Source organism: Candidatus Pelagisphaera phototrophica (assembly GCF_014529625.1).
In the GTDB taxonomy this organism is placed as follows: domain Bacteria; phylum Verrucomicrobiota; class Verrucomicrobiia; order Opitutales; family Opitutaceae; genus Pelagisphaera; species Pelagisphaera phototrophica.
In genome coordinates this window covers 3,692,885-3,715,859 of sequence record NZ_CP076039.1, presented here as the reverse complement: position 1 = coordinate 3,715,859, position 22,975 = coordinate 3,692,885, and the positions used below count along the sequence as shown (strand labels likewise).

The 22,975-nt window shown below is 49.3% G+C and carries 28 protein-coding genes and 1 tRNA gene; 21 read left to right on the top strand and 8 right to left on the bottom strand.

Annotated elements, in window-relative coordinates; genetic code table 11:
- The first annotated feature begins 15 nt into the window (after positions 1–15).
- From GA004_RS16140 to GA004_RS16050, 19 genes are all read left to right on the top strand, one after another.
- Positions 16–1,314 (top strand): hypothetical protein, encoded by a 1,299-nt coding sequence (locus GA004_RS16140; RefSeq protein WP_283394911.1) that lies wholly within the window; start codon positions 16–18, stop codon positions 1,312–1,314.
- Positions 1,311–1,583 carry a hypothetical protein gene (locus GA004_RS16135; RefSeq protein ID WP_283394910.1) on the top strand — a complete coding sequence of 91 codons (273 nt, stop codon included), beginning with the start codon at positions 1,311–1,313 and terminating at the stop codon, positions 1,581–1,583. The genes GA004_RS16140 and GA004_RS16135 overlap by 4 nt, the downstream gene beginning before the upstream one ends.
- A gap of 12 nt (positions 1,584–1,595) precedes the next feature.
- Positions 1,596–2,411, top strand: a complete 816-nt coding sequence (locus GA004_RS16130; protein WP_283394909.1) for a sigma-70 family RNA polymerase sigma factor — start codon at positions 1,596–1,598, stop codon at positions 2,409–2,411.
- A gap of 59 nt (positions 2,412–2,470) precedes the next feature.
- Entirely contained in the window at positions 2,471–3,331 is an 861-nt protein-coding gene (locus GA004_RS16125; protein ID WP_283394908.1) for a motility-associated protein, read from the top strand.
- 18 nt (positions 3,332–3,349) lie between these two features.
- The gene (locus GA004_RS16120) at positions 3,350–4,117 is read left to right on the top strand and encodes a flagellar motor protein MotB (RefSeq protein WP_283394907.1); all 768 of its coding nucleotides are present in this window, start codon (positions 3,350–3,352) and stop codon (positions 4,115–4,117) included.
- Between the two features lie 18 nt (positions 4,118–4,135).
- Positions 4,136–4,387 (top strand): hypothetical protein, encoded by a 252-nt coding sequence (locus tag GA004_RS16115; protein WP_283394906.1) that lies wholly within the window; start codon positions 4,136–4,138, stop codon positions 4,385–4,387.
- Positions 4,388–4,517: 130 nt separating this feature from the next.
- Positions 4,518–5,279, top strand: a complete 762-nt coding sequence (locus GA004_RS16110) for a flagellar hook-basal body protein (protein ID WP_283394905.1) — start codon at positions 4,518–4,520, stop codon at positions 5,277–5,279.
- A gap of 36 nt (positions 5,280–5,315) precedes the next feature.
- Positions 5,316–6,095 (top strand): flagellar basal-body rod protein FlgG, encoded by a 780-nt coding sequence (flgG, locus tag GA004_RS16105; protein WP_283394904.1) that lies wholly within the window; start codon positions 5,316–5,318, stop codon positions 6,093–6,095.
- A gap of 4 nt (positions 6,096–6,099) precedes the next feature.
- Positions 6,100–6,987 carry a flagellar basal body P-ring formation chaperone FlgA gene (flgA, locus tag GA004_RS16100; protein ID WP_283394903.1) on the top strand — a complete coding sequence of 296 codons (888 nt, stop codon included), beginning with the start codon at positions 6,100–6,102 and terminating at the stop codon, positions 6,985–6,987.
- A 15-nt stretch (positions 6,988–7,002) separates the two neighbouring features.
- Positions 7,003–7,614 (top strand): flagellar basal body L-ring protein FlgH, encoded by a 612-nt coding sequence (locus GA004_RS16095; protein ID WP_283394902.1) that lies wholly within the window; start codon positions 7,003–7,005, stop codon positions 7,612–7,614.
- Between the two features lie 8 nt (positions 7,615–7,622).
- Positions 7,623–8,726 (top strand): flagellar basal body P-ring protein FlgI, encoded by a 1,104-nt coding sequence (locus GA004_RS16090; RefSeq protein WP_283394901.1) that lies wholly within the window; start codon positions 7,623–7,625, stop codon positions 8,724–8,726.
- 2 nt (positions 8,727–8,728) lie between these two features.
- A complete protein-coding gene (locus tag GA004_RS16085) occupies positions 8,729–9,058 on the top strand; it encodes a hypothetical protein (protein ID WP_283394900.1) in 330 nt (109 codons plus the stop codon).
- Complete coding sequence (locus tag GA004_RS16080) at positions 9,058–9,567, top strand: flagellar protein FlgN (RefSeq protein WP_283394899.1); 510 nt, start codon at positions 9,058–9,060, stop codon at positions 9,565–9,567. The genes GA004_RS16085 and GA004_RS16080 overlap by 1 nt, the downstream gene beginning before the upstream one ends.
- 38 nt (positions 9,568–9,605) lie before the next feature.
- Positions 9,606–11,054: a flagellar hook-associated protein FlgK gene (gene flgK, locus GA004_RS16075; protein ID WP_283394898.1), complete on the top strand. Its 1,449-nt coding sequence runs from the start codon at positions 9,606–9,608 to the stop codon at positions 11,052–11,054.
- A gap of 33 nt (positions 11,055–11,087) precedes the next feature.
- The gene (locus GA004_RS16070; RefSeq protein ID WP_283394897.1) at positions 11,088–12,011 is read left to right on the top strand and encodes a flagellin N-terminal helical domain-containing protein; all 924 of its coding nucleotides are present in this window, start codon (positions 11,088–11,090) and stop codon (positions 12,009–12,011) included.
- Positions 12,012–12,038: 27 nt separating this feature from the next.
- The gene (gene fliW / locus GA004_RS16065; RefSeq protein WP_283394896.1) at positions 12,039–12,488 is read left to right on the top strand and encodes a flagellar assembly protein FliW; all 450 of its coding nucleotides are present in this window, start codon (positions 12,039–12,041) and stop codon (positions 12,486–12,488) included.
- Between the two features lie 19 nt (positions 12,489–12,507).
- The gene (gene csrA, locus GA004_RS16060; protein ID WP_283394895.1) at positions 12,508–12,783 is read left to right on the top strand and encodes a carbon storage regulator CsrA; all 276 of its coding nucleotides are present in this window, start codon (positions 12,508–12,510) and stop codon (positions 12,781–12,783) included.
- 40 nt (positions 12,784–12,823) lie between these two features.
- A complete protein-coding gene (locus GA004_RS16055) occupies positions 12,824–13,720 on the top strand; it encodes a flagellin (protein ID WP_283394894.1) in 897 nt (298 codons plus the stop codon).
- An 18-nt stretch (positions 13,721–13,738) separates the two neighbouring features.
- Positions 13,739–14,242 carry a hypothetical protein gene (locus tag GA004_RS16050; RefSeq protein WP_283394893.1) on the top strand — a complete coding sequence of 168 codons (504 nt, stop codon included), beginning with the start codon at positions 13,739–13,741 and terminating at the stop codon, positions 14,240–14,242.
- Positions 14,243–14,550: 308 nt separating this feature from the next.
- Here the strand turns inward: GA004_RS16050 and GA004_RS16045 are convergent, their stop codons facing one another.
- Positions 14,551–14,973 carry a hypothetical protein gene (locus GA004_RS16045; protein WP_283394892.1) on the bottom strand — a complete coding sequence of 141 codons (423 nt, stop codon included), beginning with the start codon at positions 14,971–14,973 and terminating at the stop codon, positions 14,551–14,553.
- Between the two features lie 17 nt (positions 14,974–14,990).
- Here GA004_RS16045 and GA004_RS16040 point away from each other — a divergent pair, with 17 nt between their 5' ends.
- A complete protein-coding gene (locus tag GA004_RS16040) occupies positions 14,991–15,251 on the top strand; it encodes a hypothetical protein (RefSeq protein WP_283394891.1) in 261 nt (86 codons plus the stop codon).
- Between the two features lie 6 nt (positions 15,252–15,257).
- Here GA004_RS16040 and GA004_RS16035 read toward each other — a convergent pair whose 3' ends face one another.
- Positions 15,258–15,467 (bottom strand): hypothetical protein, encoded by a 210-nt coding sequence (locus GA004_RS16035; RefSeq protein WP_283394890.1) that lies wholly within the window; start codon positions 15,465–15,467, stop codon positions 15,258–15,260.
- 210 nt (positions 15,468–15,677) lie between these two features.
- Here GA004_RS16035 and GA004_RS16030 point away from each other — a divergent pair.
- Positions 15,678–15,765: transfer RNA gene (locus tag GA004_RS16030), tRNA-Ser, on the top strand.
- 538 nt (positions 15,766–16,303) lie between these two features.
- Here the strand turns inward: GA004_RS16030 and GA004_RS16025 are convergent.
- The 6 genes from GA004_RS16025 to GA004_RS16000 all read right to left on the bottom strand — a co-directional run bounded on the left by GA004_RS16025 (position 16,304) and on the right by GA004_RS16000 (position 22,962).
- Complete coding sequence (locus GA004_RS16025; protein ID WP_283394889.1) at positions 16,304–18,319, bottom strand: sulfatase-like hydrolase/transferase; 2,016 nt, start codon at positions 18,317–18,319, stop codon at positions 16,304–16,306.
- Positions 18,320–18,418: 99 nt separating this feature from the next.
- Positions 18,419–18,817, bottom strand: a complete 399-nt coding sequence (locus GA004_RS16020; protein WP_283394888.1) for a sulfatase-like hydrolase/transferase — start codon at positions 18,815–18,817, stop codon at positions 18,419–18,421.
- A 158-nt stretch (positions 18,818–18,975) separates the two neighbouring features.
- Positions 18,976–20,418 carry a Gfo/Idh/MocA family protein gene (locus GA004_RS16015; RefSeq protein WP_283394887.1) on the bottom strand — a complete coding sequence of 481 codons (1,443 nt, stop codon included), beginning with the start codon at positions 20,416–20,418 and terminating at the stop codon, positions 18,976–18,978.
- A 261-nt stretch (positions 20,419–20,679) separates the two neighbouring features.
- Positions 20,680–20,781, bottom strand: coding sequence for a DUF1501 domain-containing protein (locus tag GA004_RS16010; protein ID WP_283394886.1), 102 nt, complete (start codon positions 20,779–20,781; stop codon positions 20,680–20,682).
- Positions 20,782–20,918: 137 nt separating this feature from the next.
- Positions 20,919–21,281, bottom strand: coding sequence for a hypothetical protein (locus tag GA004_RS16005; protein WP_283394885.1), 363 nt, complete (start codon positions 21,279–21,281; stop codon positions 20,919–20,921).
- Positions 21,282–21,321: 40 nt separating this feature from the next.
- A complete protein-coding gene (locus GA004_RS16000) occupies positions 21,322–22,962 on the bottom strand; it encodes a UxaA family hydrolase (protein ID WP_283394884.1) in 1,641 nt (546 codons plus the stop codon).
- Between the last annotated feature and the right edge of the window lie 13 nt (positions 22,963–22,975).

Here is a 22,975-nt window from a genome sequence, read left to right as displayed (position 1 = left end):
CAGAATTAAATAGCTATGAGCACCCCCAATCTGAAAAACGAAACCGTGTCAGCGGATACAGTACAATTTAAAATCGTCGCCGACGATGCCTCTAAAGCGGTTAACGCGATTAAGCAGAAGTTTGGAGAGTCGGCTAAAGTAATTGCAGTTAAACAGCAGGTCAACAACGGCATCGCAGGATTTCTTAAGAGTCCTCGTTTGGAAATCGTCGTAGAAGTGCCCACAAAGAAAAAGCCGGGAGCAGCTAAAACGACTGGAGAGGGTGAATCGAAGGAGGAAATATCTGTTGAGAAGAAAATGCCTGCTGATGGAGACCTGGACGCAAAGTCTAGGAAACCCAGTTCAAAGAATCCGATTGCCAGCTTGTATTCCAAGGCTTCTGAGGAAGTGAGCAGTGACGGTTATTTTTCAAGTTTAGAGGACGGTCTAGCTACTGGTGCAAGTCCCAGACTGGGATCCGCAGCAAACCCTGTAAGACGAGGAACCATTGAGTATGTGGAGCGGGCTGTGTCGATGCTTCGTTCCGTTGGGTTCGATGACTCGATGGTTGAACGCATTTGCTACGAGTTGGGATTTCGAGAGATGGGAGAAGTCCCCAACTTGGAAATTTACAGCCGTATATGTGATTGGCTGCGTAATCAATTTCCTGATGCACCTTCCAAGCTCAAAGGAGACTGCCGTGCCTTTATAGGAGCTAGCGGTGTGGGCAAGACCAGCGCGTTGAGCAAAGCGCTGTCAGCCGACGTATTTATTAATGGACTGGAACCGGTCGTTCTCAAGGTCGATGGTTCTGTTCCGAATTCCTCAGACGGGCTAGAAGCCTTTTGTGAAATCATGGGGGCGCCGTTGTATCGGTCGTTGGACGAAGTTGAAGAGCGTTCCAACCGGAAGCCGATATACGCCGATTTGCCAGGCCTAAATCTTGGCGACGCTGACGCCGTGGATAGCTGTCGAGAACTGCTCGACGAAATGGGTGCGGATGAGAGAATTCTAGTGGTGAATGCCGCGTACGAAACGGAATCAATTTCCGACGCTTTGCTCGCGGGGAATCGAATGGGAGCTACTCACGTTGTATTCACGCATTTGGATGAAACTCGAAAGGCAGGAAAACTCTGGAAGTTCGCGTTGGGAAAATCAGTTTGCCCATTGTTTTTTAGCTACGGACCCAACCCGGCTGGCGACTATACAATGGACCCTTTCAGCTATCTGCTGGAAAAGACATTTCCTCGCGGGCGCGAACTTGCCTCGGCGAGAAGAAATGCACCCAGGGGACCCGTAGAAAACTCTAAGAGCGAGGAAATGGCAACCGCATGAAGTTCGCGATTATACTTGGAGGACTGATCGGTTTTACCGTTGTATTCGTAATGGCGCTACTTTCCGGCAAGACGCCGACAGAGGGTCTATTTCAGGCGAGTATTGGCAGCGTTGTCCTCGGAATACTGTTCCGATGGATCGCATATATTTGGATAAGGAATGTAAAGGAAATGCTCATGGAGAAGCATCAGACCGCCGTTGCGGCGATGGTCGAAGCTGAAGAGCGCAATAGACAAGAAGCTAAAGAGCAAGCAGCGAAACCCGTATAGGGACAAAACACCATGAACCAAACGATAGTTAAGAGCCCCAAAACAGAAGTTAAAATGGACAAGGCGAAAGTAGCCAAGGTATACGCGAAAAACGATGAATCGTCGAAACCGCCGGTTCAGCAGGAAGCCCTCTTCGAGACCTACCTTCCCTTGGTTAAGTCGATTGTCACTCGTATAAAAATCAATTTGCCTCCTCACATTGATGAGCAGGACCTACACAGCGTTGGGATCACAGGATTGATCAGTGCGCTGAAGAAATACGACCCAGAGCAGAAAAAGTCGTTTGGATCTTATGCCGCCATGCGCATACGAGGAGCGATCCTGGACGAATTGCGCCGGATGGACTGGATGCCCCGGAATGCTCGTACAAATTTCAAAAAACTTCGAAAAACGGTTGAAGAGCTTGAGCAAAAACTAGGGCGTCCTGCAGAGGAGGAAGAGATTCGGTTGGAGTTAGGCTTAACTCATAAGGAGTACAATTCTTTAATGGCGGAAGTCCGCCCTATCAGCTTCTTGCCACTGGACAACACGTCCAATTCAGGCGGTGACGATTCAGACTCGGCCGACCTTAGCGAGATCATTCCTGACGAAGGAGTTGTCCCGGTGACATCGAAGATGGAGAAGGACGAAGTTACTCAGCTGGTAGCCGAAAGAATCAACCAATTGCCTGAGGTTCCTCGTAAGGTTCTCGCCATGTACTATTTCCAAGACATGCGACTAGCGGAAATCGCGGAGGTATTTAGCCTTACGGAATCTCGGATTTGTCAGATTCACTCTCAGGCCATCATAAGCTTACGAAGCTATATTACGAGTGTGATGCATAAGTAAGAGCCGTAAAGCGAGCGTTAAGCTCTCAGGATTTCAGTCGATAGAGGAGATCCAGAGTTATGTTTATCATTATCGGATATATAGTCGTCATCGCTTCGACGCTTACTGCGTTCATCCTTGCGGGCGGCAAGCCACTCTCGCTGTTTCATTTGTCTGAAGTAATTGCCATCGGGGGGATTACTTTAGGAGTGATGCTTATCTGTGCGCCTAAAACGGTTCTGATTAAGACAATCGGGGCGTTATTAGGGGCGTTGAAGGGCGGTGGTCCGAATAAAGATGACTATCTGGATCTGATGAAGATCTTGTACGAAATGTTCATGCTGGGTCGTCGTAACGGGCTTTTGGCCTTGGACGAGCATGTGAGTACCCCCGAATCGAGCTCAATTTTTCAAAATTACCCGAAGTTTTTGGGGAGCGAAGACAAGGTCACTTTCTTGTGTTCGGCTTTGCGTCCAATCATTGATGGCAAGATAAAGCCGGACCAGTTGGAGCCGCTTCTCAAAGCGGAGATCGATGCGAAAAAGCATGCCGCTAACGGACCGATTAACGTTCTCCATCTCGTTGGAGACTCGCTCCCTGGTATTGGAATTATCGCGGCGGTTATGGGTATCATCGTAACGATGGGCGTTATTGACCAGGGACCGATGATGATTGGATACAAGGTATCGGCTGCGTTGAGTGGCACCTTCTATGGAATTTTTGCGGCTTACGGCTTTGTCAATCCTCTCTGTAACTTGATCGAGTTCAACAATGAGTCCGAGGAAAGCTACTACATTTGCATGTCTCGTGCCATTGGCGCTTTTGCGCGAGGACTCGCTCCTATTATGGCGGTAGAGCTAGCTCGACGGAGTATTGAGGCAGGTCTCGTTCCGAATGCCGATGATCTGGAGAACATCCTGAAGTCGTCCACCAGTGGATAGACCGATCCCCACAGTCTGATGTCGCAGCAACATAATCAACACCATGGAGGCGCTTGGAAGGTCGCATATGCGGACTTCGTAACTGCAATGATGGCCCTCTTTATGGTATTGTGGCTCACTTCCCAGAGCGAGGAGGACCGCATTCAGATGGCCCAATTCTTCCAGGATCCCTACAATACTCCATTGGATGCTTCGATGGGTGTCCTTCCGCAAGAGGGCAATTCGCAGAATGACACGGAAGGGGAGAAGAAGGGCAAAGCGAAGATTTCGGATATCAAGGTACTCATGAATATGGCCCAGGCATTCATGGAACTCTTGAACGTAGATAGCGCCGACCCCGAAAAATCGATTGAGCTGGAGGTGACTTCAGACGGGCTGAGAGTCACTTTGTATGATCGGGATGCCCATCCTTTCTTTGTGGAGAATACGGCGACCTATACTGACTGGGGAGAGTTCGTCATCGAGCAGATGTCTTGGCTTGTGCATCGGCATTATTTCAAAGTAAGCGTCGACGGATATGTATCTGAAGGATACGGGGGACGTGGAAGTGACTACACCTCTTGGGAGCTCTCTAGCGATCGGGCAAACTCTACGCGGAGAATGATGGAATTCTATGGCGTGGATGGTGAGCAGTTCGAGGAAATCAGCGCCTTTGGAGAAACTAAGCCCCTTCCGTTTATGCATCCTTCTGCGGATGCAAACGACCGGATATCAATAAGCCTTGTTTTATCGGAAACCTTTAACATTCTCGAGACTGATGAGGACGAACAACCCTCGTTCAAGTAAGCGAACCGATAATCTCAGATGGATAACTTTCTTTCAGGCCGCGAGAACCTAGGCGAAGCGCCAAAAAAGTCCAAAGACGTCTCGAAAAGTGCGGTCCGAGGGATTGAGCCTGAGGGGGACAAGGACTCTGATAGCTGTCTGGTGGAAGAGTCTGAAGGCGAATCGGGAAGTAATGTGTCTTACGTTACGGAAGAGGGACGGGTGACGAAGATCGTGGTTACTTGCGCTTGTGGTCAAGTCACTGAGATTGACTGCAATTACGAAGCCTAGTCGGGATTTGAGGGATAGAATTGCCGGGTAAAGAAGGGCAAAAAGTACCTGCCGGTTAGTGCTATTTCGTAAATAGCTATTGAGCAGTAGTTTATGTTTTTGGCATGTCGACTGCTAAGTCATTTGCCAAATGTTGAACGGTATCTATCAAAACGCGGCTTCCATGTCTGGGCTTGAAACTTGGAATAACGCGATCGCTCAGAATCTAGCCCAGTCCTCTACACCGGGATACAAGAAGGCGATCCTCTCGTTTGAAGGACAGGGGAATGGAATGATCGGGTATGAAGGATCGTTTGATAAGACGCTATTCCGCGAGTCAGTGATGGCTGCGGGAAAGGATGGCATCGATTTTTCAACCGGAAGCATCCAAAACACCGACATTAAAACGGATTTTGCTATCGAAGGGGAAGGTTTCTTCGAACTGCGCACACCAGAGGGTCAACTTATCTACACTCGAGATGGTCAATTTAGAATAAACGATCAAGGAGAACTCGTCAGCAAGCAAGGCTACCACGTTTTGGATGGCGAGCGGGGGATTATCCAGCTACTGCCTGATGGAGGTGAAGTCAATGGTATGGCCGATGGATCGATTAGCCAGAAAGGGCAACAGGTTGCCATCATCGGGGTTCGTAATGTTGACGACCCAGCACAGATGGTGCGCACCCATGGTGGATTCGTGGTTGATCCAAAGGTTTCGGGTGATCCCTACCATTTGGATTCAGACAAAATCACAATCAGGCACGGAGCTCTCGAGCAGAGTAATGTATCTAACACATCTGAGATGGTTAACATGATAAGCGTCTCTCGCGCCTTTCAACTGAATCAACAGGTTATTCGAGGAAAGGATGAGCTTCTCGGTAAGGCGATCCAGACACTCGGTGGCAGATTCTAGAACTTAAACCAATTTTAATAGAAACCAAAACACGACATGAGCATATCATTATATTCTGCAGCAAGTGGTATGGAGGCGCAACAGACGAATCTGAATGTGATCTCCAACAATATTGCGAACGTTAATACGACGGGATTCAAAAAGAGCAAAGTTGAGTTTCAAGATATGTTTTACCAGGTGCCGAAGTCGGTTGGGGCAGATTCTGGAGGAAGTATCCTTCCCACTGGTATTCAAGTAGGTAGCGGTACCCAAGTTGTGGCGACATCTAAGGTCTTTACGCAAGGTCAAGTAAATCGTACGGATGAGGAGCTAGACGTAGCGATCGTGGGTGAAGGGTTTTTCTCTGTCACGGATCAAAATGGAGACACGCTCTACACAAGAGATGGCGGCTTCAAGCGTGGTCCCAATGGGCAGTTGACAACGAGCCAAGGCATGGCCCTTGAGCCAGGAATTACCATCCCCCAGGAAGCGAACAGCATCGTAGTGAGCGAAGGAGGCACCATAACGTTTCTAAAAGATTCCGAACCAGTGGGCACTGAATCACTTCAGCTTTTTCGCTTTAACAATCCATCGGGACTCGCCGCCTTGGGCGGCAACCTTTTTAGAGAAACTACTGCGAGCGGGACTCCAACGGGCGGTATTCCAGGAACTGAGAGTTTTGGAACGATCCGACAAGGCTTCTTGGAAAACTCAAACGTAAACATCGTTCAGGAAATGGTTAATATGATCGTTGCCCAGCGAGCTTACGAAATAAATTCAAAGTCCATTCAGACGTCAGACCAAATGATGCAGCAAATTGGACAAATTAAACGATAGTGTTATGAAAATCAAATTTACATTTTGCGCCGCATTTTTGATTGTATCCAGTTTAACGATTCGTGCTTCTTTGGAGGACATACTTGCTCCATTGCCAATTCTGGCGGAAGCCAGTCCAGTGTTTGTCGTTAGCAAGTCTGAGGAGAATACACTGGTTCCGTTGAAATCCGAGGTTGCGACAGAGGTGCCTGAAGGTGCTGTGAATATTCCAGCTGTGGAAGGTCGTCCGCTGGCAGCAACGGTTCAAAAACCATTCTATCCTATTACCGAAAGCAGCTTATTGACAGCGATCGAAGGGCAAATGCATGTGCATCTTCGACCTGCCGGTAAGATTACTTTGACTCCGCTCAGAGCTTTGCCGGACCTGTCGAATCACAGCGAGCCCTACGAAGTTAAGCTTTCCCGCCTTCCGGGTAGACTTTCCAAAAACACCATTTATCTTTCAATCCAGGCTGAAAATGAAGAAGGCGTTCTAGGCAACTGGGACATTCCCTTCAGGCCGGCCCTCTATAGCGAAGTATGGTTTGCGAAGCGCTACCTGCGCGAGCGCGAGTTAGCAGCGGCATCAGATTTTGAAGCACGCCAAGTCGATCTTCTCTATGAACCAGACGCAGTGGTAGCTACTTTAGAAGTGCTACAGCAGCATGAATACAACCGGGATATCAGGCCTGGGCAGCCGCTAAAGTGGGGCGATCTCGCCGAGCGTTCGCTGGTCAGAAAAGGCCAGGTAGTAGATGTGATCGCTTACCAAGGAATGATTGGCATCTCGATGCGGGCTAAAGCTCAGCAAGACGGTGTCAGAGGCGAAATGGTTTTTCTCAGCAATCTCGAATCAAACAAAAATTTCTCGGGTGAAGTGATCGGCGAAGGCCGAGTTCAAGTAACATTCTAATTGAGGATTCTAAATATGAAAAAAGCAGCTTTAAGTTTTGGACTTGTATTGATCTCTGCAACGGTTGTTGCGGGAGAATCTCTTTGGCTTTCAAAGGCAAACCCTGAAAATAGTATTTTTGCGGACCGTACTGCAGGAAGAATCGGTGACATTCTCACGATTGTTGTAGATGAAAGCTCTTCAGTCAGCAGTTCGGTTAACAAGTCGACCAATAAATCAGGATCAGCCAATGCTTCTATCAGTAACTTTTTCTATTCAGGATTTGCTACTGCGAACGGAGGAGAGTATCCAAATGTAGAGTATTCTGGTCCTGGCATTTCCAGTTCCGGTGGAGGAAACATTACTAATGCGCAGTCGGTTTCATCGTCTGCGTCAGTGCTAGTGATTGATAGATTGCCAAATGGGAATCTTATTATTGAAGGAGCTCGAGAACTTTCTGTGTCAGGAGAAACGCAATACGTAATAATTCGAGGAATCGTAAGACGAGATGATATCGATAAAGACAACACGATTATATCTAGTAAAATCGCGAGTGCACACGTCGAGTTCCTCGAGAAGGGAGCAATCGCCTCGGCCCAAAAACAAGGGTGGATTGCTCAGCTTCTTAACGTAGCCAACATTTGGTAACTAAAGACATGAGGCTAAAATACTCACATTTACTCTTACTTTTCGCTGTATTGGCGATTTCGGTCTCGAATGCGGGCCGCATCAAGGATCTCGCTTCCCTTGAAGGAAGCCGGGACAATCAGCTCGTCGGCTATGGACTGGTCGTCGGTTTAGCGGGCGACGGTGACAGCACGTCAGATGTTACGGTCAACAGTTTGGTAAACTCTCTCAAAAACTTTGGTCTTACAGTAGACCCGACCACTCTGCGTTCAGACAATGTAGCAGCGGTCATGATAACTGCGGACATACCCCCTTTTGCTCGCGAAGGTACTCGGATTGACGTAACCGTATCTTCCATCGGAGATGCTGAAAGCCTTCAAGGAGGTGTCCTTCTGCAAACACCATTGTATGGTGCGGACCAGGAAGTTTATGCGGTCGCACAGGGCCAGATCGCGGTCGGTGGATTTATCGGAGGAACAGCAGGACCTGGAGGTGCGACTGTGCAAAAGAACCATCCAACGGTTGGAATGATTTCAAATGGAGCGATTGTCGAGCGTGAGATTCAAATGGATATCTCAGAGCGTGGATACGTAAATTGGCTTCTCATCAATCCGGATTACAATACGGCCTCCCGAATGGCGGAAGCCATCAACGAAATTTTCCCTGCTAGCACGATGGCATTGGATTCAGCTGCAGTGAAAGTGGCGATTCCAGAGATTTATGAAGGAAGGGAAGTGGATTTCATCTCATCAATTGGTGCAATTAATGTTAATCCGGATACGCCCGCTAAAGTGGTTATTAACGAACGTACTGGGGTCATTGTCGCCACAGCTGAGGTTCGAGTATCTACCGTGGCGATCAGCCATGGAGCGCTAACGATCTCAATCTCGAATGACTTGAATGTATCCCAGCCAAACGGATTTGGGGATGCGGGAGATACGGTAGTGACGCCCGCAACTGAAACCGATGTGACTGAGATGTCGGGCGGATTCAAGATCGTGAATGAATTTCCTACGATTCAGCAAGTGACCTCAGCTTTGAATGCGGTGGGGGTGACCACCAGAGAAATGATGTCGATTTTGCAGGAGATGAAAAGCGTAGGAGCCCTTCAAGCGGAACTCATAATCAAATAAGTATGGATCCAATAACGACAGCCCCAACCGCTCTCGACAGCATGCAGTGGAAACAGAGCATGCGAGACGGCCAAATGGGTGAACAGCAGCAGATTGATGAAGCGGCCAAACAGTTTGAGGGAATCTTAATGCGACAGTTTCTAGATGAAGCGTTGAAGACGGCAGATGGAGAAGGGGGCCTCTTAGGTTCTTCGATACCGATGTACGACCACATCATTAAAGACACGCTCGCTACCAGTATTACCAAAGGGACGTCCCTCGGGCTATCGTCAGTTCTGCAAGCACAACTGCACAGTGGAGCCGAAGGAGTGCCTCAGAAACGAGATATATAATGAACGGTATTTTTGAACAGAAAGATTGGGATCCGCTAGTTGACCTGCTGCGCGAAGAGGTGCAGGAATACGGGGGATTACACAATTTGCTGGAACGTCAGCAGAGTGAAATTTTTAACCGCGAATCGGACTTGGTGATGCTCACCAACGAGGATGTGGAAAGACACATGGGCATGATGAAAACCCTTAGGGAAAGGCGAGAATCCAAGGTGTGCTCGATGGCGAGCCAATACGATTGCGACCCAGAGTTGTCTCTGAGAAACATGCTGCCACATTTCCCTGACTTCATCCGCCCCATGCTTGAAGCCTTGATTGACGAGGTGAATACAATGGTTACAAGGACTCGTCGCAAGGCCCGACAGAACTATCTGCTCCTTTCGCGAATGATGGAAATCTCGCAAAAGGCGCTCAGCATGACTGAGCCGGAGAATTACTCTAAGACCTACTCGCGCAAAGGTTATGTCGGTATGTCGGGAACGGTTCCGGCGACTTACAAGACGTTTGTGTAGAATCGCTGCTAAGCGTAAGAATCTAGCGAATACATCAAATGAGTATATTGGGAGATCTAGCCAATGCTACGAAAGCGCTCAATGCTCACCGCTTTGGCGTGACCACGGCTGGCACGAACATTGCGAACGTGAACAATCCCGAGTATTCCCGACAACGTGCGGTACTAGGAGATCGTGGAACAGTGCAAACGCTGGTTGGCCCCCAAGGCCTTGGCGTAGAGGTTTTGGGCTTTACCCAAATGCGCGATCAGATTCTTGACCGAGAAATTTTAAGGGAGTCTAGCATCAGCAGCTCTCTGGAAGCGCAGAGCGATGTGCTGCGTAAGGCAGAAGCCTATATGGGCCAGGAAATCAACCGCACGGGTGATTCCGCATTTATTGACGGGGCGTCGAATGATGGGACTGGATCCGGTGGACTGGCAGAAGTGTTAAACGACTTCTTTAACGCGTCTCACTCTCTTTCAGCTAATCCCGCATCCGATGCGGAAAAAGAGTCGTTGCTGCAAAAGTCTGAGATGCTAGTACAGAAGCTTAACGTTACTTCAGAACGGTTCGAGGAATTGAAAGCAGACATCTCACTGGAAGCTCAAACCGACTTGGAAAATGCGAATCGACTGATCGAAGAGATCGCTCGACTCAATGTTGAGATCGCTCGCTCTGAGGCAGGCAATGCGGGGCAAGCTCGAACCTTGCGTGACAATCGTCAATCCCGTCTCGAACAACTCTCGGAGCTCGTCAAAATTCAAGTATCCAACATTCCTGATAGTGGTGGACAGATCAGAGTCTCGATCGCCACACCCACAGGAAGTATCGATATTGTCGATCGTGGCCAATCTGAGCAAATCGCATTTGATGACTCTCAACCCGGACTCCCCTCGTTTTCCATTGATCGAACTGGTGATGCCGCACTCGTAAAGGGAGGAAGTATCCATGGATTGATGGCCGCACGGGATGGAGGAATTGAGGGATTCATGAATTCCCTCGATCAACTCGCATCCGAACTCGTGGGGCAATTGAACGATCTTTACAATGCGGGAACCGCTCCAGGAAACACGAATTTCTTTACCGATACCGGAGATCCAGCGGAAAAAACAGCTCGAGGCATCTCGCTCGAAACGTCGCTCGATGTGCTTAATCTTCGCACCACGAATGCCGCCGCTCAGGAACTGGGTGACAACTCCCTTATTTTAGCGATCGCCGAACTTGATAGCTCCCAGATCTCAAATTTGGGTGACCGTTCCTTTAGCGGATTCTATCGGTCGACGATCTCCGATTTAGCTCAGAAAGTTTCTACCGTCGATTCTCGCTTAGAAGACGAAGGAATCGTTCTGAAGCTGCTAAAAGTACAGCAGGATTCTGTTTCGGGTGTTTCCATCGATGAAGAAATGACGGATATGATGAAGTATCAAAGAGCGTTTGAAGCAACCGGTAGGCACATTCGCGCGATCGACGAAATGCTGGATGTTATCATCAACCGTCTGATCTAGTGATGAGCTTCGAAAATCCATTCTATCCCTGCCATGAGAGTCACAAATAACACCTATCCCGATACGCTTTTGAATCATCTGCAGCACATAACGAAGCAGATGAATACGTTGCAGACACAGGCTGTCAGCGGGCAACGCATCACTAAAATCTCTGACGATTCGGCTGCGAGCAACCGTATCCTCAACATGCAGGAGGAGAAGGAGAAAATTGCCCAGTTCTCCAAAAACGCATCCCGGGCCCAGAACATAAACAATACTACTATTTCCCAATTGCAGAACTTCGTCAAAATATCCGATCGCGTGAATGAGATCGCGGTTCTGGCAAATGACTTGCAAGGTGAAGCGGGTTTAAAAGCTTATGCGGAAGAACTCGACGAAATGATTGAGCAGGCCGTTCGCGGAGCGAATGCGAAGTTCAATGGTGAATACATTTTTGGAGGAACCGCAAGTGGATCGGAACCCTTCGCAGTAAATTTAGACGCATCAGGCAAAATTCAAGCCCCCGATGGGGCGGGAGCAGGTCCAGCGGTTACCTATACCGGTGCGAGTGAAGGGCCGGAATTCCACCTCTCCGAATCCGGCAAGGTAGCGCCATTTACCGACGCTTCAACAAATCAGCAGTTTGCGGACTTTATCAATAGAATGGTCACATTGAGAGACGCGATGGAGAGCGGTAGTCTAAATGCGGTCAACGAGACGATTCGCGCAGATCTGGAAATATCGGAGGATGACTTGATTTTCGCCCTCAGCCGTCAGGGCTCCGTCCAGTTGAGAATCGAGTTCGACATCAATTTGAACCAGCAACGGTATACGGATCTGGAGGAGAACATATCATCTGAAGCAGATGTAGATCTTTCTCAGACGATTGTGAGACTAACCCAGGTTCAGAATGCTTATCAGGCCTCTCTACAGAGTGCGGGACGGGTCCTTAATTCGTCTCTCCTCAATTACATCTAAGAGTGAGCAGTTAAAGTTTTAATAGTCATGAAAATAGTTACGGAATCCCAAAAGAGCAAGGACGTCTGGGTTAAGCCGATGGAGTTTCGGCTCACTAAAGGTTTAGTCGGATTTCCGGATGAAAACGAATTCGAGTTAATCGTGAATACGGAAGAGCTCCCATTTATGTGGATACGCTCGACGAAGAAACATGAGCTGGGTTTCGTCGTATTGGAACCGGCACAGTTTCTGACTGACTACGAGATTGAAATAGCGGACGACGACGCGGAAGAGTTGGGCATCACTTCTTTCGACGATGCTTTGGTCCTTAACATTGTTACGATACGCGGTGAAGAGAATCTCGAGTCAGCAACCGCCAACCTTGTTGGTCCGATCGTGATGAATCGAAATTCTCAAGTGGGCAAGCAAGTGATTGTTTCGAACTACATGAAGTACTCTACGAAACATCCTATTCTCTCAAGCAACGCTAACGGCTAAAACCAGGAAGGAAACAGCCATGCTCATTTTATCCAGGAAGGTAAACGAGGCGATTGTAATCGCCGACAACATCGAAATTCGAATAACACGGATCGACGGAGATGTTGTTAAGATCGGAATCGACGCTCCGCGATCGGTGCCAATCATTCGAAAAGAGCTCGTGGAAGAGGTTTCCGCGACGAATCGCGAATCAGTTGCTCCTGCTGTGAGTTCTACGGCGGTTCCAAAACTTTCAGGACTTGCCCAAAAGCTGGCGAGTCAGAATCAGGAAAAAGACAAGACGCGTTTTAGTTAAGGTCCGAACGTTTCTAGAAAACCAAGGAAGAGGTCGTAATATGGTCATTAATACAAATCAAAATGCGGTGGAAGCAACTTCCACCTTGCAAAAAAGTCACGCTGCGATGAATCGCTCGATCGCGCGATTGAGTACTGGGAGTAAAATTGTGCAGCCGTCAGATGACGTCGCAGGATTGTCGAACTCTGAGAAAATGTTGGCTCAAGGGTCGCGGATTGAAGCAGCTCGAGTCAATATACAGAATGCGGTTTCACTGACCCAGACTGCAGACGGATTTTTAAGTTCCATGAATGATGTGCTCAATCGAATGAGTGAGCTGTCCGTTTTAGCGCAAGATGTTACCAAGTCGGCCGGCGATCAGGCTCTGTACAATACTGAGTTCGAGAAGCTAAAGGAGCACCTTAGGGACGTAATCGGAAACGGAGACAATGGAACCGACGGCGACCCAAACTGGAATATGGGCAGTACGGATCCTTCAGGAAGCTTTAATGGAATCGTTCTATTTGGGGCTCGAGCGGACATGACGATTGTAGTGGGCACGACGGGATCCCAAACCATGGAAGTGAGCGAAATCAATTTAAGACGAATTGGCGGAGCGATGTCAGATCTTCTTTGGGATAATTCTGTCGATGGATCTCAGCCTGGCCTTAATATGGACAGCCCATCGGCTATTTCGAAGATCAATAGTGCGATCGAGCAATTAGCCGACGAACGAGCGAATGTTGGGGCTGACTTGTCGCGTCTCGGTTTGGTGGAAGCTCAATTGCAAGTCCAAGAAGAGAATCTTAGCGCGGCGAACTCTCGGATTCGGGACGTCGACGTTGCAGTCGAGACGACGCGACTAGCGAAGAACCAAATTTTGACTGAGGCGAGCACATCAATGCTGCAGCAAGCCAATGATCTTCCCCGCCTCGCCTTGCGATTGCTCAACTCTTAAGTTAAAAGTGCTTTAAATATGAATACGGAAATCGATCGCTATCTTTCGACGCTCCTTTCGTTTGCTCCGGGACCCAGTCGGACAAGCCGAATAGGAGGGGATTATGTGAGTTTGATCCACATTCCTGTAACCGGACCTGAAAAAGTTTATTCCGTCGCCTTCGGAGGTGAAGTCAATATTCTCACGGTCGCCCGTTACCGGGAAACGATTTGGGAATACATGAGTTTGGGAATGAACGGAGATCCGTCGCCGCAGGTTAATGTTTTGCAGGCAGAAGTTGAGACGAGCCATCCAGTATTCGAGATTCTTGACGAAAACCTGTTGACAGGATGTGAGAATCGTAGTGATGGAGGTCCTGGATTGGAGTACTGCATGCTTATGTGGCAAAAGTCCGGTCACGCCTCCGTAACGGAGTGCTGGGAGCCCTATGGTCGCAATGACGAGGATTGGATCTCGCTTATTGGATCAATGGAGGTCCTATCTAGTCAGTACGAATACGCGGTTGCCGATTCTGAACTATAGTATCTATAGATGGCTTTGAGTGTTTCATATCGTACGACTGAAAAGGGAAAGCCCTTTCTTGGAGTTCGATACGTAAACTGCCAAACGTATGGTCGCTTGTACCTGAACGACGAAAAAAAGGCTTATGTGGGATGCTGTCCTCGATGTGGCAAGAGGTATCAAGTCTTGGTAGGGGAGAAGGGCACGAACAGTCGCATGTTCATTGCCTCGTGTTGATCGGTCTAGGCACTTTAGATGGATCGGATTGGATCCGTTCTTGAGGGCTGATCGCGCTCACAATTGATTCGCTAAAATTTCTTTAGGCCTCACTACTGGGGACTATTGTCTCTCGCTTGCCTTCCTAGAAATGTCTGGATCCTGTCGATATGTAATGCACTCTCCATGTCGACTTCCCCCTTGTTCGTTTTTTGTTGACGGTTTTCTGGGTAAGGAGCTCGCTCCGTCGCCCCAATGGGCGACCGTGCCCTTGACCGGAATGATAGTGGGGAACGGCCGTGTCGAATGTTCCGGCCGCTATGGTAATGAGACGTCTTGGTCGCCAGCGGGTTTATTTCATCGGTTTCGGGTATGCCTTGACCGCATCCATCTGGTCGAATGGCACACGGAGTAGGTATATCTCTAGCCGTACCTGTTTTGCGGCATGGCGGACGAAAACCTCGCTGCCATAAAAATGCTCCATAAGCATCACTCGATCTCTCATGAAACTGCATTCTCTTAATCGTGCCTGACACTTTGCTTGCGTTTGTTGATGGGAGCTTTTTCACCGTTGACCGTTTCCGCGGCCGATTTGGTGATTGATATCGGGACCCCTTCAGGCGGGCAATACGGACCGTTGCTGGTCGGAGCCAATGTCGTTTATTCGCACGAGGGTATTGGTAGCTGGCAGGATGGTGAGGAGATCCAGGCTCTGATTGATTCCGTAATTAACAACCTGAGGTATCCCGGTGGTCATCTGGTGTCTCTTCGGGACAGGGAATTTCCTTACCACAACGCTTATGCGAATTTTTGATATCCATCATATCTCGATCAATTGACGGAAGAGCGGAAAGATGAGCTTCAAGCGGAGAATGCAAATCGCATGGGTCTGCAAGTTTTTCTGAGTATTTGTAGGCAAGTCGGTGCCGAACCGCTGATCGGTATCAATATTTTTCAGGGATACCGCAATGGACGAAAGTAGGACTCCATTGATAAAGCCGTCAGGCTGGTCGAGTGGTGCACGACTCAAGATCTGAAACCTTGATACTAATACTTGAATAATCAAGCGGGGCACCAGCCGGGTCAAAATAACCACATCCCGATTTCGGGAGATGGGAAGGGTTTCTGCCATTGGAAATCGTTGGTTTCCTGAAATACTTTGTTGGTGTCGGATTATCTAAAACGGAGCGTTGACAGTCGGGATTCTGTGCCTATGCCTTTCGAATCCAGACCTAACTACGGAGAGATGGCAGAGTGGTCGAATGCGGCGGTCTTGAAAACCGTTGTACCGAAAGGTACCGGGGGTTCGAATCCCTCTCTCTCCGCCATCTTCTAAGTATCTGTCGGTAATAAGGTTGCAAGTTAAATTGAATTTAACGAACGGTTCTGTGGTACACCAACCGCCTAAGTTCATGTTAGCTCAGGCAGGATTTTGCATCTAGATTCTTAAATATCTTGCTGGTGCGGAATGACAGTTGATCGTCAAGTCAATGGCTTGTGTCAGGGATACTTTACTGTCGTCAAATTTTCCAATTGGAAGTATCTCACCCATAATCTTTCTTAAGTTTTTCAAGTGTTTTTCTATGAGGACGTCTGACGATTTAAAATCGTAGACGATACTCAACGATTTGATTCGGATGGTAGAAAATCTTTACTTTAAGCTTTGGCTGCCAATGCTGCTTCTAGGCGAAGCAGTGCTGGACTGCGTGCATGTTTGTAAAGTATCACACGAATCACAGACACGTGATCACTTGCAACCGCATTGCTAAGTGCCTGATCTAATTCACTCTCGGTGATTATACGATTCTTGCCATTAACTTGAGGCTCGGAAATGGCCAAATGGGCGAACCTCGTTGGAGATTCGGTTTACTTCGAATGAGAAAATGACAGCTTTGCTATCTGCTCTGAACCTCGAAGATAGGTCAATGTATAGGGATGCGTCCCTTTCTCTAAAAGCGCCTTTCCTTGGGTTGCGCGGATGCCATTGGCAACCGATTCATTGTCGACTACTACTGCATCGTGTAGACGAAGAATAGCCCCACCATCTGACTCAACGTTGAATTTGTATTCTCCTAAAGCTTCGATGGTTAGCAAGCCTTTGAACTCTGCTACCGCTCCTTTATCAATATCCAGATTGGAAACATCTATATTGGGCGATGATCCACTTTTTGCTACTTCGAGGCCAAAGGTTTGAGGAACCCAGTTAAAGGGGCCTTGGTAGGTTTTCCATTCTACACGGTTTATATTCCGATCTGTATCGATTCCGGGGATGGGAGCATTGTCGTAAGGACGAGGGGCGCCTTCACTTGGTCGACGAATTCGCAGCACTCGATCCTTCATCCGCTGTTGGAGTGTGGTGAAGTACTCATTGCTTCCTGAAAGATCCATGCTTTCACGCACGTCGTTTCCGACATCGAAAATCATAAAATCATCCGCGTGGCTTTCAATGCCTGTACGGATTCCTTTGTATCCGTCAACGAATACAACCTGCATTTGCTGGCGCACTCGATCCTGGTGGTACGGATCAAACTCAGCATAAGCGGGGGTATTGCGAGTGTTCAGGTACTCTACGTATACAGTACTCTCGCGAGCGGTCCCTTCGCCAGATAGAAACGGGAGGAGGGAAACGCCATCGGAAATGGCTGGCGCTGCCAGGCCCGATACGTTGGCCAGAGTAGGCAGCCAATCATGAAATTGGGAAGGGGTGGAGTTGATGGATTGTGCTGGAATACGTCCAGGCCAACGAACCAGAGTCGGCATGCGTATACCCCCTTCCAGTACATCTCGTTTGATGCCGTGGAAAGGTCCGAAGGAATCGAAGGAGCTGGCTTTGTAGGTAAGACCTTCGATGTAGCTTTCGCGATGCGGGCCATTGTCGCTGGTAAACACCACCAGCGTATCGTCATCGATGCCGAGATCCTTCAGGGTTTGAATCACGTCGGCTACCGAAGAGTCAATTCGACGAACCATGGTGGCGAAGCGCTTCTCCTGCTCAGTCCAGTCCTGCTTGGCATAGTCCGGGTGAACCCAGGAATCAATTGTATCCCCGATGGTATTGATCATTTTTCCGGCTTTGCCGATCCATTGCACACCGCCCTCGATGCCTCCACCTTCTGGGTACGATGTGGAAGGAACATGCAAGGCAGCGTGAGGAGTGCTGTGTGCCAAATACATGAAGAAGGGTTGTTCAGGTTTGGCCTCTCGGTGCTCTGCAATCCATTTCTTAGCAAACGCGGTGAACAAGTCCGTAGTGTAGGAGCCAGCCAATTCCTTATCCAGACGCTGTTCGTTGTGAAAGACGGGTTTGCCTTTGCGGTGTAGCTCCGAGTCGCCTCGGGGATAGTCGTTGCCCGGGTATTGAGTGTGGCCATCGCGGTGTTTTACGTACCCGAAAAATTCGTCGAATCCCCGAAGGGTGGGATAGGCTACCCATTGGTCCCGATCGTACGTTTCACGATCCCCTCCAGGCAGACCATATTTACCGACCAAGGCGGTGCGGTAACCCGCTTGCTTGAGAACGGTCCCCAGATTGTGGGAGTCGGCCAGGGCTTTATCAAATTGGTTGTCCCGAATAGGCTCATGCCCCTGGTGTCGCCCTGAAAGGAGAGATGCACGAGACGGGGCGCAGACCGGCGCTGGGCAATAGTGCTGGCGTAATTGCATGCCCTCTGCGGCAAACTGATCGAGCTTCGGCGTAGCATGTTTGCGGCCTTGCTTGCGGTCGTTTTGATAAAAGACGCCTAGGTCTCCCCAGCCGAGGTCGTCAACTAGAATGAAAATAATATTGGGCTGGTGATGCTCCGCTAGGGTTATTGTCGGGCAAAAGACTGAGGCAATGAGGAGCAAGGAAACCCGAAGGGATCGGGAAAGAGAATAGTTCATAGAGTAATTTATTTAAACGCAGTGATTGAAGATAGCATAGTCGGAATGCCAATCAAATAAGCCTATTATTTGGATCGCTGTCTTTTGATAAACCACGCCCTAATTCAGTTGTTCTTCATGTATCGCGATACAATCTACCCGCTCAGCGGTGCGGTATCCCTTTTTCTTGAACATCTCAGCGATGGTAAAATCGCCTGGCTCGAAAACGGGTCCGCCGAATGCCTGAGCAATCCCATGAAAGCGTCGCCAGTGATGCTGCCCGGTCAGCATCGCGAAACGGCTCGGCGTGCAAATACCGGAAGAACTGTGCCCATCGGTAAAGGTCATGCCTTCGGCCGCTAGCCGATCCAGGTGCGGCGTCTGGATCTTCACAGTCTTGTCGCCATAGGAAACGTCTGCGACTCCCATATCGTCGGCGTATAGGATTACTACATTTGGCCTTTCAGCGGCGTAAATCGTCGCACTCAATAGGCACAATAGAATCGTTAGCAGTTTCATCGTTACAGTCCTTTGGGTTTTCCGTTTTTCGATTTCCACGAATAAAACCGATATTGGCCATCGAGCTACATGGTCTAGAATCATCCGCCTGGCTCGAATGAATCGATGGTATTATATTCTGGATTCCGCTACGGTTTTGTTGGGATTTATCGAGTCCATTAAACGATTGGTTTGTAGTATTCGGTCCATCCTTTTCGGGGCTCTGGGCCGTCGAGGACCGCTTGAGCTCGGGCGTTCCCTCGGACTCGCTTCTTTTTGCGGTCGAAGTCGAAGCTCTCGTTCAAATACTGGCATGTGACTCCGAGATGCAATAACTGGGTCAGTTCGCCGGAAATACTAAACGGTGAAGTGGTTTTCCCATTACCAAGGCACGCCTGTACAAAACTCTCCTGGTGGTTCTGGGTCACTCTTGGCGGCTTCACGTACGCTTCGTACTCTCTCATGGTCATTCTCGGCAGCAGGCTCGACGGTTTCGCGTGACTGGCCCGGTAAATGACGAATTTGCCATCCTTGCGGTGGAGCAAGGTGGAGCCTGTGTCATTTAAGTTCGGATGCACGCTGGTTCCGTCTTCGTTTTTGTCCCAGTATTGTTCGTCTAAGACGGGTTTCGTTCCATAACCGTCGGTCCAAGTGAGATCGACTGCCGGCAGGTTCTTCCCGCGTTTCGGAAATTGCATGGATAGTTTGGAGAGCCGCGGAAAGATGATCTTATTATGATCCAGCATCTCCAGTTTCTCAACTCGAGTCGGCAGGCCAAGCTTCAGGTAGTCGTGGGGGAAATCAAGAATGTGGGCCCCCCAGTCGCCAAAGATCCCGCATCCGTACAGAAAGAATGCTCGCCAGGTTTGTGGATGATATAAGCTGTTAAACGGTTTCATCTCCGCCGGTCCACACCAGAGATCCCAGTTCAGGGTTGAAGGGATTTTCTCGGCATTGGGATACTTCTCTACCCTTTGGCCCTTTTCATAGAACCAGATACCTGGGTGTTTGAATGGTTTGAAGAACGCTTCGATTTTGTTGATGTCCTTTATTGCGCCGCCCTTTACAAGCTGCTGAAACTGGCTAGCTCCACCAGAGGTGTGCCCCTGGTTGCCCATTTGGGTAATCAACTTGTACTTTTTCTCGGCCTGTATCAATAATTCGGATTCGCGGAATGTATGGGTGAGCGGTTTCTCTACGTAAACATGTTTCCCGCGACGCATTGCCTCTAGCGCGATGACAAAGTGGGTATGATCCGGTGTAACGACGGTGACGGCATCAATATCACCCCCCACAGTATCCAGCATCACGCGAAAATCGTCAAACCGTCGGACATCGGGGAACGCGGCCAGCGTTTGGGCAGCGCGTTCGGAATTGTAGTAGTCGACGTCTGCAAACGCCACGGGCATGGCGTTCTTTTGTTTGCACATGCTCGTAATTACCGAGTTCGCGCGATTGCCGACACCGACACAGCCAAGATTGAGCCTTTGGCTTGGCGGCACGTTGCCTGCCGAATCCTTCTTACCCAATGCCAGGTAAGAGGGTAAAACGGTGAAACTAAATGCCGTTGTCGCTGATTTTCCTAGGAACGCGCGGCGCGAAATTCGGGAGCTCTTATTCATGTGCTGTTTATTGGACAATTTCTTAATGGGGTTTACCTTGCATTTAGGCCCGCTTTGTCAGCTGGGACAAATGTTTTAGAATCCGAATTCACCATCCGGGGCTCCAAACAATCATCCTACTAAGCGGTCGTATATGTCGTGGTAGACGTGAAGATCGGTCAAGCGCATTTCAAGACCATTGTGATTCACGCTTAGGGACGGGTGATCCAGTTCCATCAACTTGAGAATCGTCGATTGGAAATCGTGAAGACGAACCTTATCCTAACCCGCTCGGAAACCTATATCATCGGTAGCTCCAATCACTTGGCCTTCCCTAACTCCCCCGCCTGCCATCCAGCCACTCGAAACTCTCAACCCTATCATTTTATTTAGCTTTTTTGAGGTAGAGGAGTCCCGGGTGTTCGACTTAAAGGAGCTAAGCCTTGGCGGAAGACGTGCAAGGAGGTAGTTCTTAACGCCTGTCCCAGATGGGTTACTCTTGAAATACCTTATTGAGTGAATCAATTGAAAGTATGGCGACGAATCGGAGATCCGCAATTGTGATGGCTGGAAAGACGTAGGACCATGCGTCTCTGTTTAGGAGGATTCAGTTTTCCGTGCACGATCCGGTGGCCCTGATTGAACTGGATGAGGGAGCGGAGCGAATTCTCATATTGCGCGATATTGAAATGGAACGGGCGAAGCAGCAGGCTCGCGTCACGCAAGTCCATCGTCCGGCCGACTTTTCTCCGGCAGAGGGACTGTCTGGCGATCGAGCGACCGCGACGGCACAGGCGGTGGGAGAATGCTTGCGAAGATCCGGAGTGGAGGTCGTAACCGGCGACCGTTTGCTGCCTCAAATACTTCGGGGATGCTTTATTCACGGGCAACCCAGGCAAAGTGTGTGCAACGACTTGTTGTTATCTATAACGAGATGCCCCTTTTCCAGGGAAGAAAGTCATCTTGTCCTAGTCGAACAGCTGCTGGAGTAAATTCACCGCTTGCGGTGCGAACGACTAGATCCAGTAATTCGCCTCCCATGGCTTCGATCGATTTCTGGCCATAGATAACCGGGCCTGAGTCGAAGTCGATAATATCGCTCATGCGTTTGGCGAGAATTGAATTGGTTGCTACCTTCAAAGTCGGCGTAATCGCATTTCCGGTGGGCGTTCCAAGGCCAGTGGTGAAGATGATCACGTTGGCCCCGGCTCCTGCTAGTGCTGTAGTGGATTCTACATCACCGCCGGGTGTGCACAATAAGTTCAGTCCTGGGTTCGTTACCTGTTCTGGATAGTCGAGAACATCGACTACGGGAGAGGTTCCTCCTTTTTTGGCCGCACCGGCTGACTTGATCGCATCTGTAATTAGTCCGTCAGCTATATTCCCCGGGGATGGATTGGCATGGAAACCTGAGCCGACCGCTTCGGCACGAGTGGCATATACTTTCATTAGTTTCTCGAATCTATGTGCGGTGGAATCGGATACACAACGATTCATGAGTTCACCCTCAACCCCGCACAGTTCTGGGAACTCTGCTAGTATGGGAGTTCCTCCCAGAGTGACGAGTTTGTCGGAAACATTGCCGAGTATGGGATTAGCGGATATGCCGGAAAAGCCGTCGGAACCACCGCATTCCATACCGACAACCAGCTCGGATAAAGGAGCCGGCTGTCTCTCCAGGCGATTGATTTGGTCCAGTCCGACAAAAATCTCCTTCAGCGCCCTGCTGATCATCGCCTCTTCGGAAGGACTTTCCTGTTGAACATGAATGTGTAGCGGTCGATCGAAGCTAGGATCCCGCTTGGCGATCTCCTGCTCAAGGATACGTACTTCGGCGTTTTGACAACCCAGACTTAAAACGGTGGCGCCGGCAACATTGGGATGGGTGATGTATCCCGCAAGCAGACCGCATAGCGCATTGGCATCGTCGCGGGTTCCCCCACATCCTAGTCCGTGCAGGAGAAACTTCACTCCGTCCACGTTAGGGAACGGACTCAGAAAATCGTCGGACTCCAATTCGAGTTCTTCGGCAAGCCATTGTTCCTTGGAGGCACCCTGAGCACGCAGATAGGCCATGCGTTTGAATAGGCTTTCGTATTTGCTTCTTTGGCCCTTGCCCAGAGTTTCCGCGATTGCTTCGCGCATGACGGCGAGGTTTCGGTTTTCGCAAAAAACCATGGGCACCACGAGCCAAATATTTTGCGTACCGACACGGCCATTAGAGCGATGATAGCCCATGAAAGTCTTTCCTTGCCAGTTTGATACGTCTGGAGCTGACCAAGTAGTGTCACTCTTTCGGTCTGCTGCCGAGAAACGATCAATTTCGTGGGCGACATTTTCTGTCGTCAGCAAGCCGCCTTCTGGAATGGATTCGATTGCCACTCCGACTGTTACGCCATACATGTAGATCCTATCACCCTTTTTCAAATCCCTGAGAGCGACTTTATGTTTTGCGGGAATGGTTGCTTGGGTGGTTACACCCTTCTCTATTGGAGTAGAAGCAGGCAGGTCTTCGAGGGCTACTGAGACGGTGTCTTTCGGGTCAATTTTTAAAGTAGAATTCATGCTGGAGGGATCG

Bases quoted from the DNA above. Each gene is read 5' to 3' on its own strand.
- flgG (WP_283394904.1), top strand. From the start codon at position 5,316: ATGAGCATATCATTATATTCTGCAGCAAGTGGTATGGAGGCGCAACAG.
- GA004_RS16090 (WP_283394901.1), top strand. From the start codon at position 7,623: ATGAGGCTAAAATACTCACATTTACTCTTACTTTTCGCTGTATTGGCG.
- GA004_RS16025 (WP_283394889.1), bottom strand. From the start codon at position 18,319: ATGAACTATTCTCTTTCCCGATCCCTTCGGGTTTCCTTGCTCCTCATT.
- GA004_RS16085 (WP_283394900.1), top strand. From the start codon at position 8,729: ATGGATCCAATAACGACAGCCCCAACCGCTCTCGACAGCATGCAGTGG.
- GA004_RS16135 (WP_283394910.1), top strand. From the start codon at position 1,311: ATGAAGTTCGCGATTATACTTGGAGGACTGATCGGTTTTACCGTTGTA.
- GA004_RS16000 (WP_283394884.1), bottom strand. From the start codon at position 22,962: ATGAATTCTACTTTAAAAATTGACCCGAAAGACACCGTCTCAGTAGCC.
- fliW (WP_283394896.1), top strand. From the start codon at position 12,039: ATGAAAATAGTTACGGAATCCCAAAAGAGCAAGGACGTCTGGGTTAAG.
- GA004_RS16095 (WP_283394902.1), top strand. From the start codon at position 7,003: ATGAAAAAAGCAGCTTTAAGTTTTGGACTTGTATTGATCTCTGCAACG.
- GA004_RS16050 (WP_283394893.1), top strand. From the start codon at position 13,739: ATGAATACGGAAATCGATCGCTATCTTTCGACGCTCCTTTCGTTTGCT.
- GA004_RS16120 (WP_283394907.1), top strand. From the start codon at position 3,350: ATGTCGCAGCAACATAATCAACACCATGGAGGCGCTTGGAAGGTCGCA.
- csrA (WP_283394895.1), top strand. From the start codon at position 12,508: ATGCTCATTTTATCCAGGAAGGTAAACGAGGCGATTGTAATCGCCGAC.
- GA004_RS16015 (WP_283394887.1), bottom strand. From the start codon at position 20,418: ATGAATAAGAGCTCCCGAATTTCGCGCCGCGCGTTCCTAGGAAAATCA.
- GA004_RS16125 (WP_283394908.1), top strand. From the start codon at position 2,471: ATGTTTATCATTATCGGATATATAGTCGTCATCGCTTCGACGCTTACT.
- GA004_RS16130 (WP_283394909.1), top strand. From the start codon at position 1,596: ATGAACCAAACGATAGTTAAGAGCCCCAAAACAGAAGTTAAAATGGAC.
- GA004_RS16040 (WP_283394891.1), top strand. From the start codon at position 14,991: ATGGGAGCTTTTTCACCGTTGACCGTTTCCGCGGCCGATTTGGTGATT.
- GA004_RS16055 (WP_283394894.1), top strand. From the start codon at position 12,824: ATGGTCATTAATACAAATCAAAATGCGGTGGAAGCAACTTCCACCTTG.
- GA004_RS16140 (WP_283394911.1), top strand. From the start codon at position 16: ATGAGCACCCCCAATCTGAAAAACGAAACCGTGTCAGCGGATACAGTA.
- GA004_RS16070 (WP_283394897.1), top strand. From the start codon at position 11,088: ATGAGAGTCACAAATAACACCTATCCCGATACGCTTTTGAATCATCTG.
- GA004_RS16080 (WP_283394899.1), top strand. From the start codon at position 9,058: ATGAACGGTATTTTTGAACAGAAAGATTGGGATCCGCTAGTTGACCTG.
- GA004_RS16020 (WP_283394888.1), bottom strand. From the start codon at position 18,817: ATGAAACTGCTAACGATTCTATTGTGCCTATTGAGTGCGACGATTTAC.
- flgK (WP_283394898.1), top strand. From the start codon at position 9,606: ATGAGTATATTGGGAGATCTAGCCAATGCTACGAAAGCGCTCAATGCT.
- GA004_RS16110 (WP_283394905.1), top strand. From the start codon at position 4,518: ATGTTGAACGGTATCTATCAAAACGCGGCTTCCATGTCTGGGCTTGAA.
- GA004_RS16010 (WP_283394886.1), bottom strand. From the start codon at position 20,781: ATGATAGGGTTGAGAGTTTCGAGTGGCTGGATGGCAGGCGGGGGAGTT.
- GA004_RS16115 (WP_283394906.1), top strand. From the start codon at position 4,136: ATGGATAACTTTCTTTCAGGCCGCGAGAACCTAGGCGAAGCGCCAAAA.
- flgA (WP_283394903.1), top strand. From the start codon at position 6,100: ATGAAAATCAAATTTACATTTTGCGCCGCATTTTTGATTGTATCCAGT.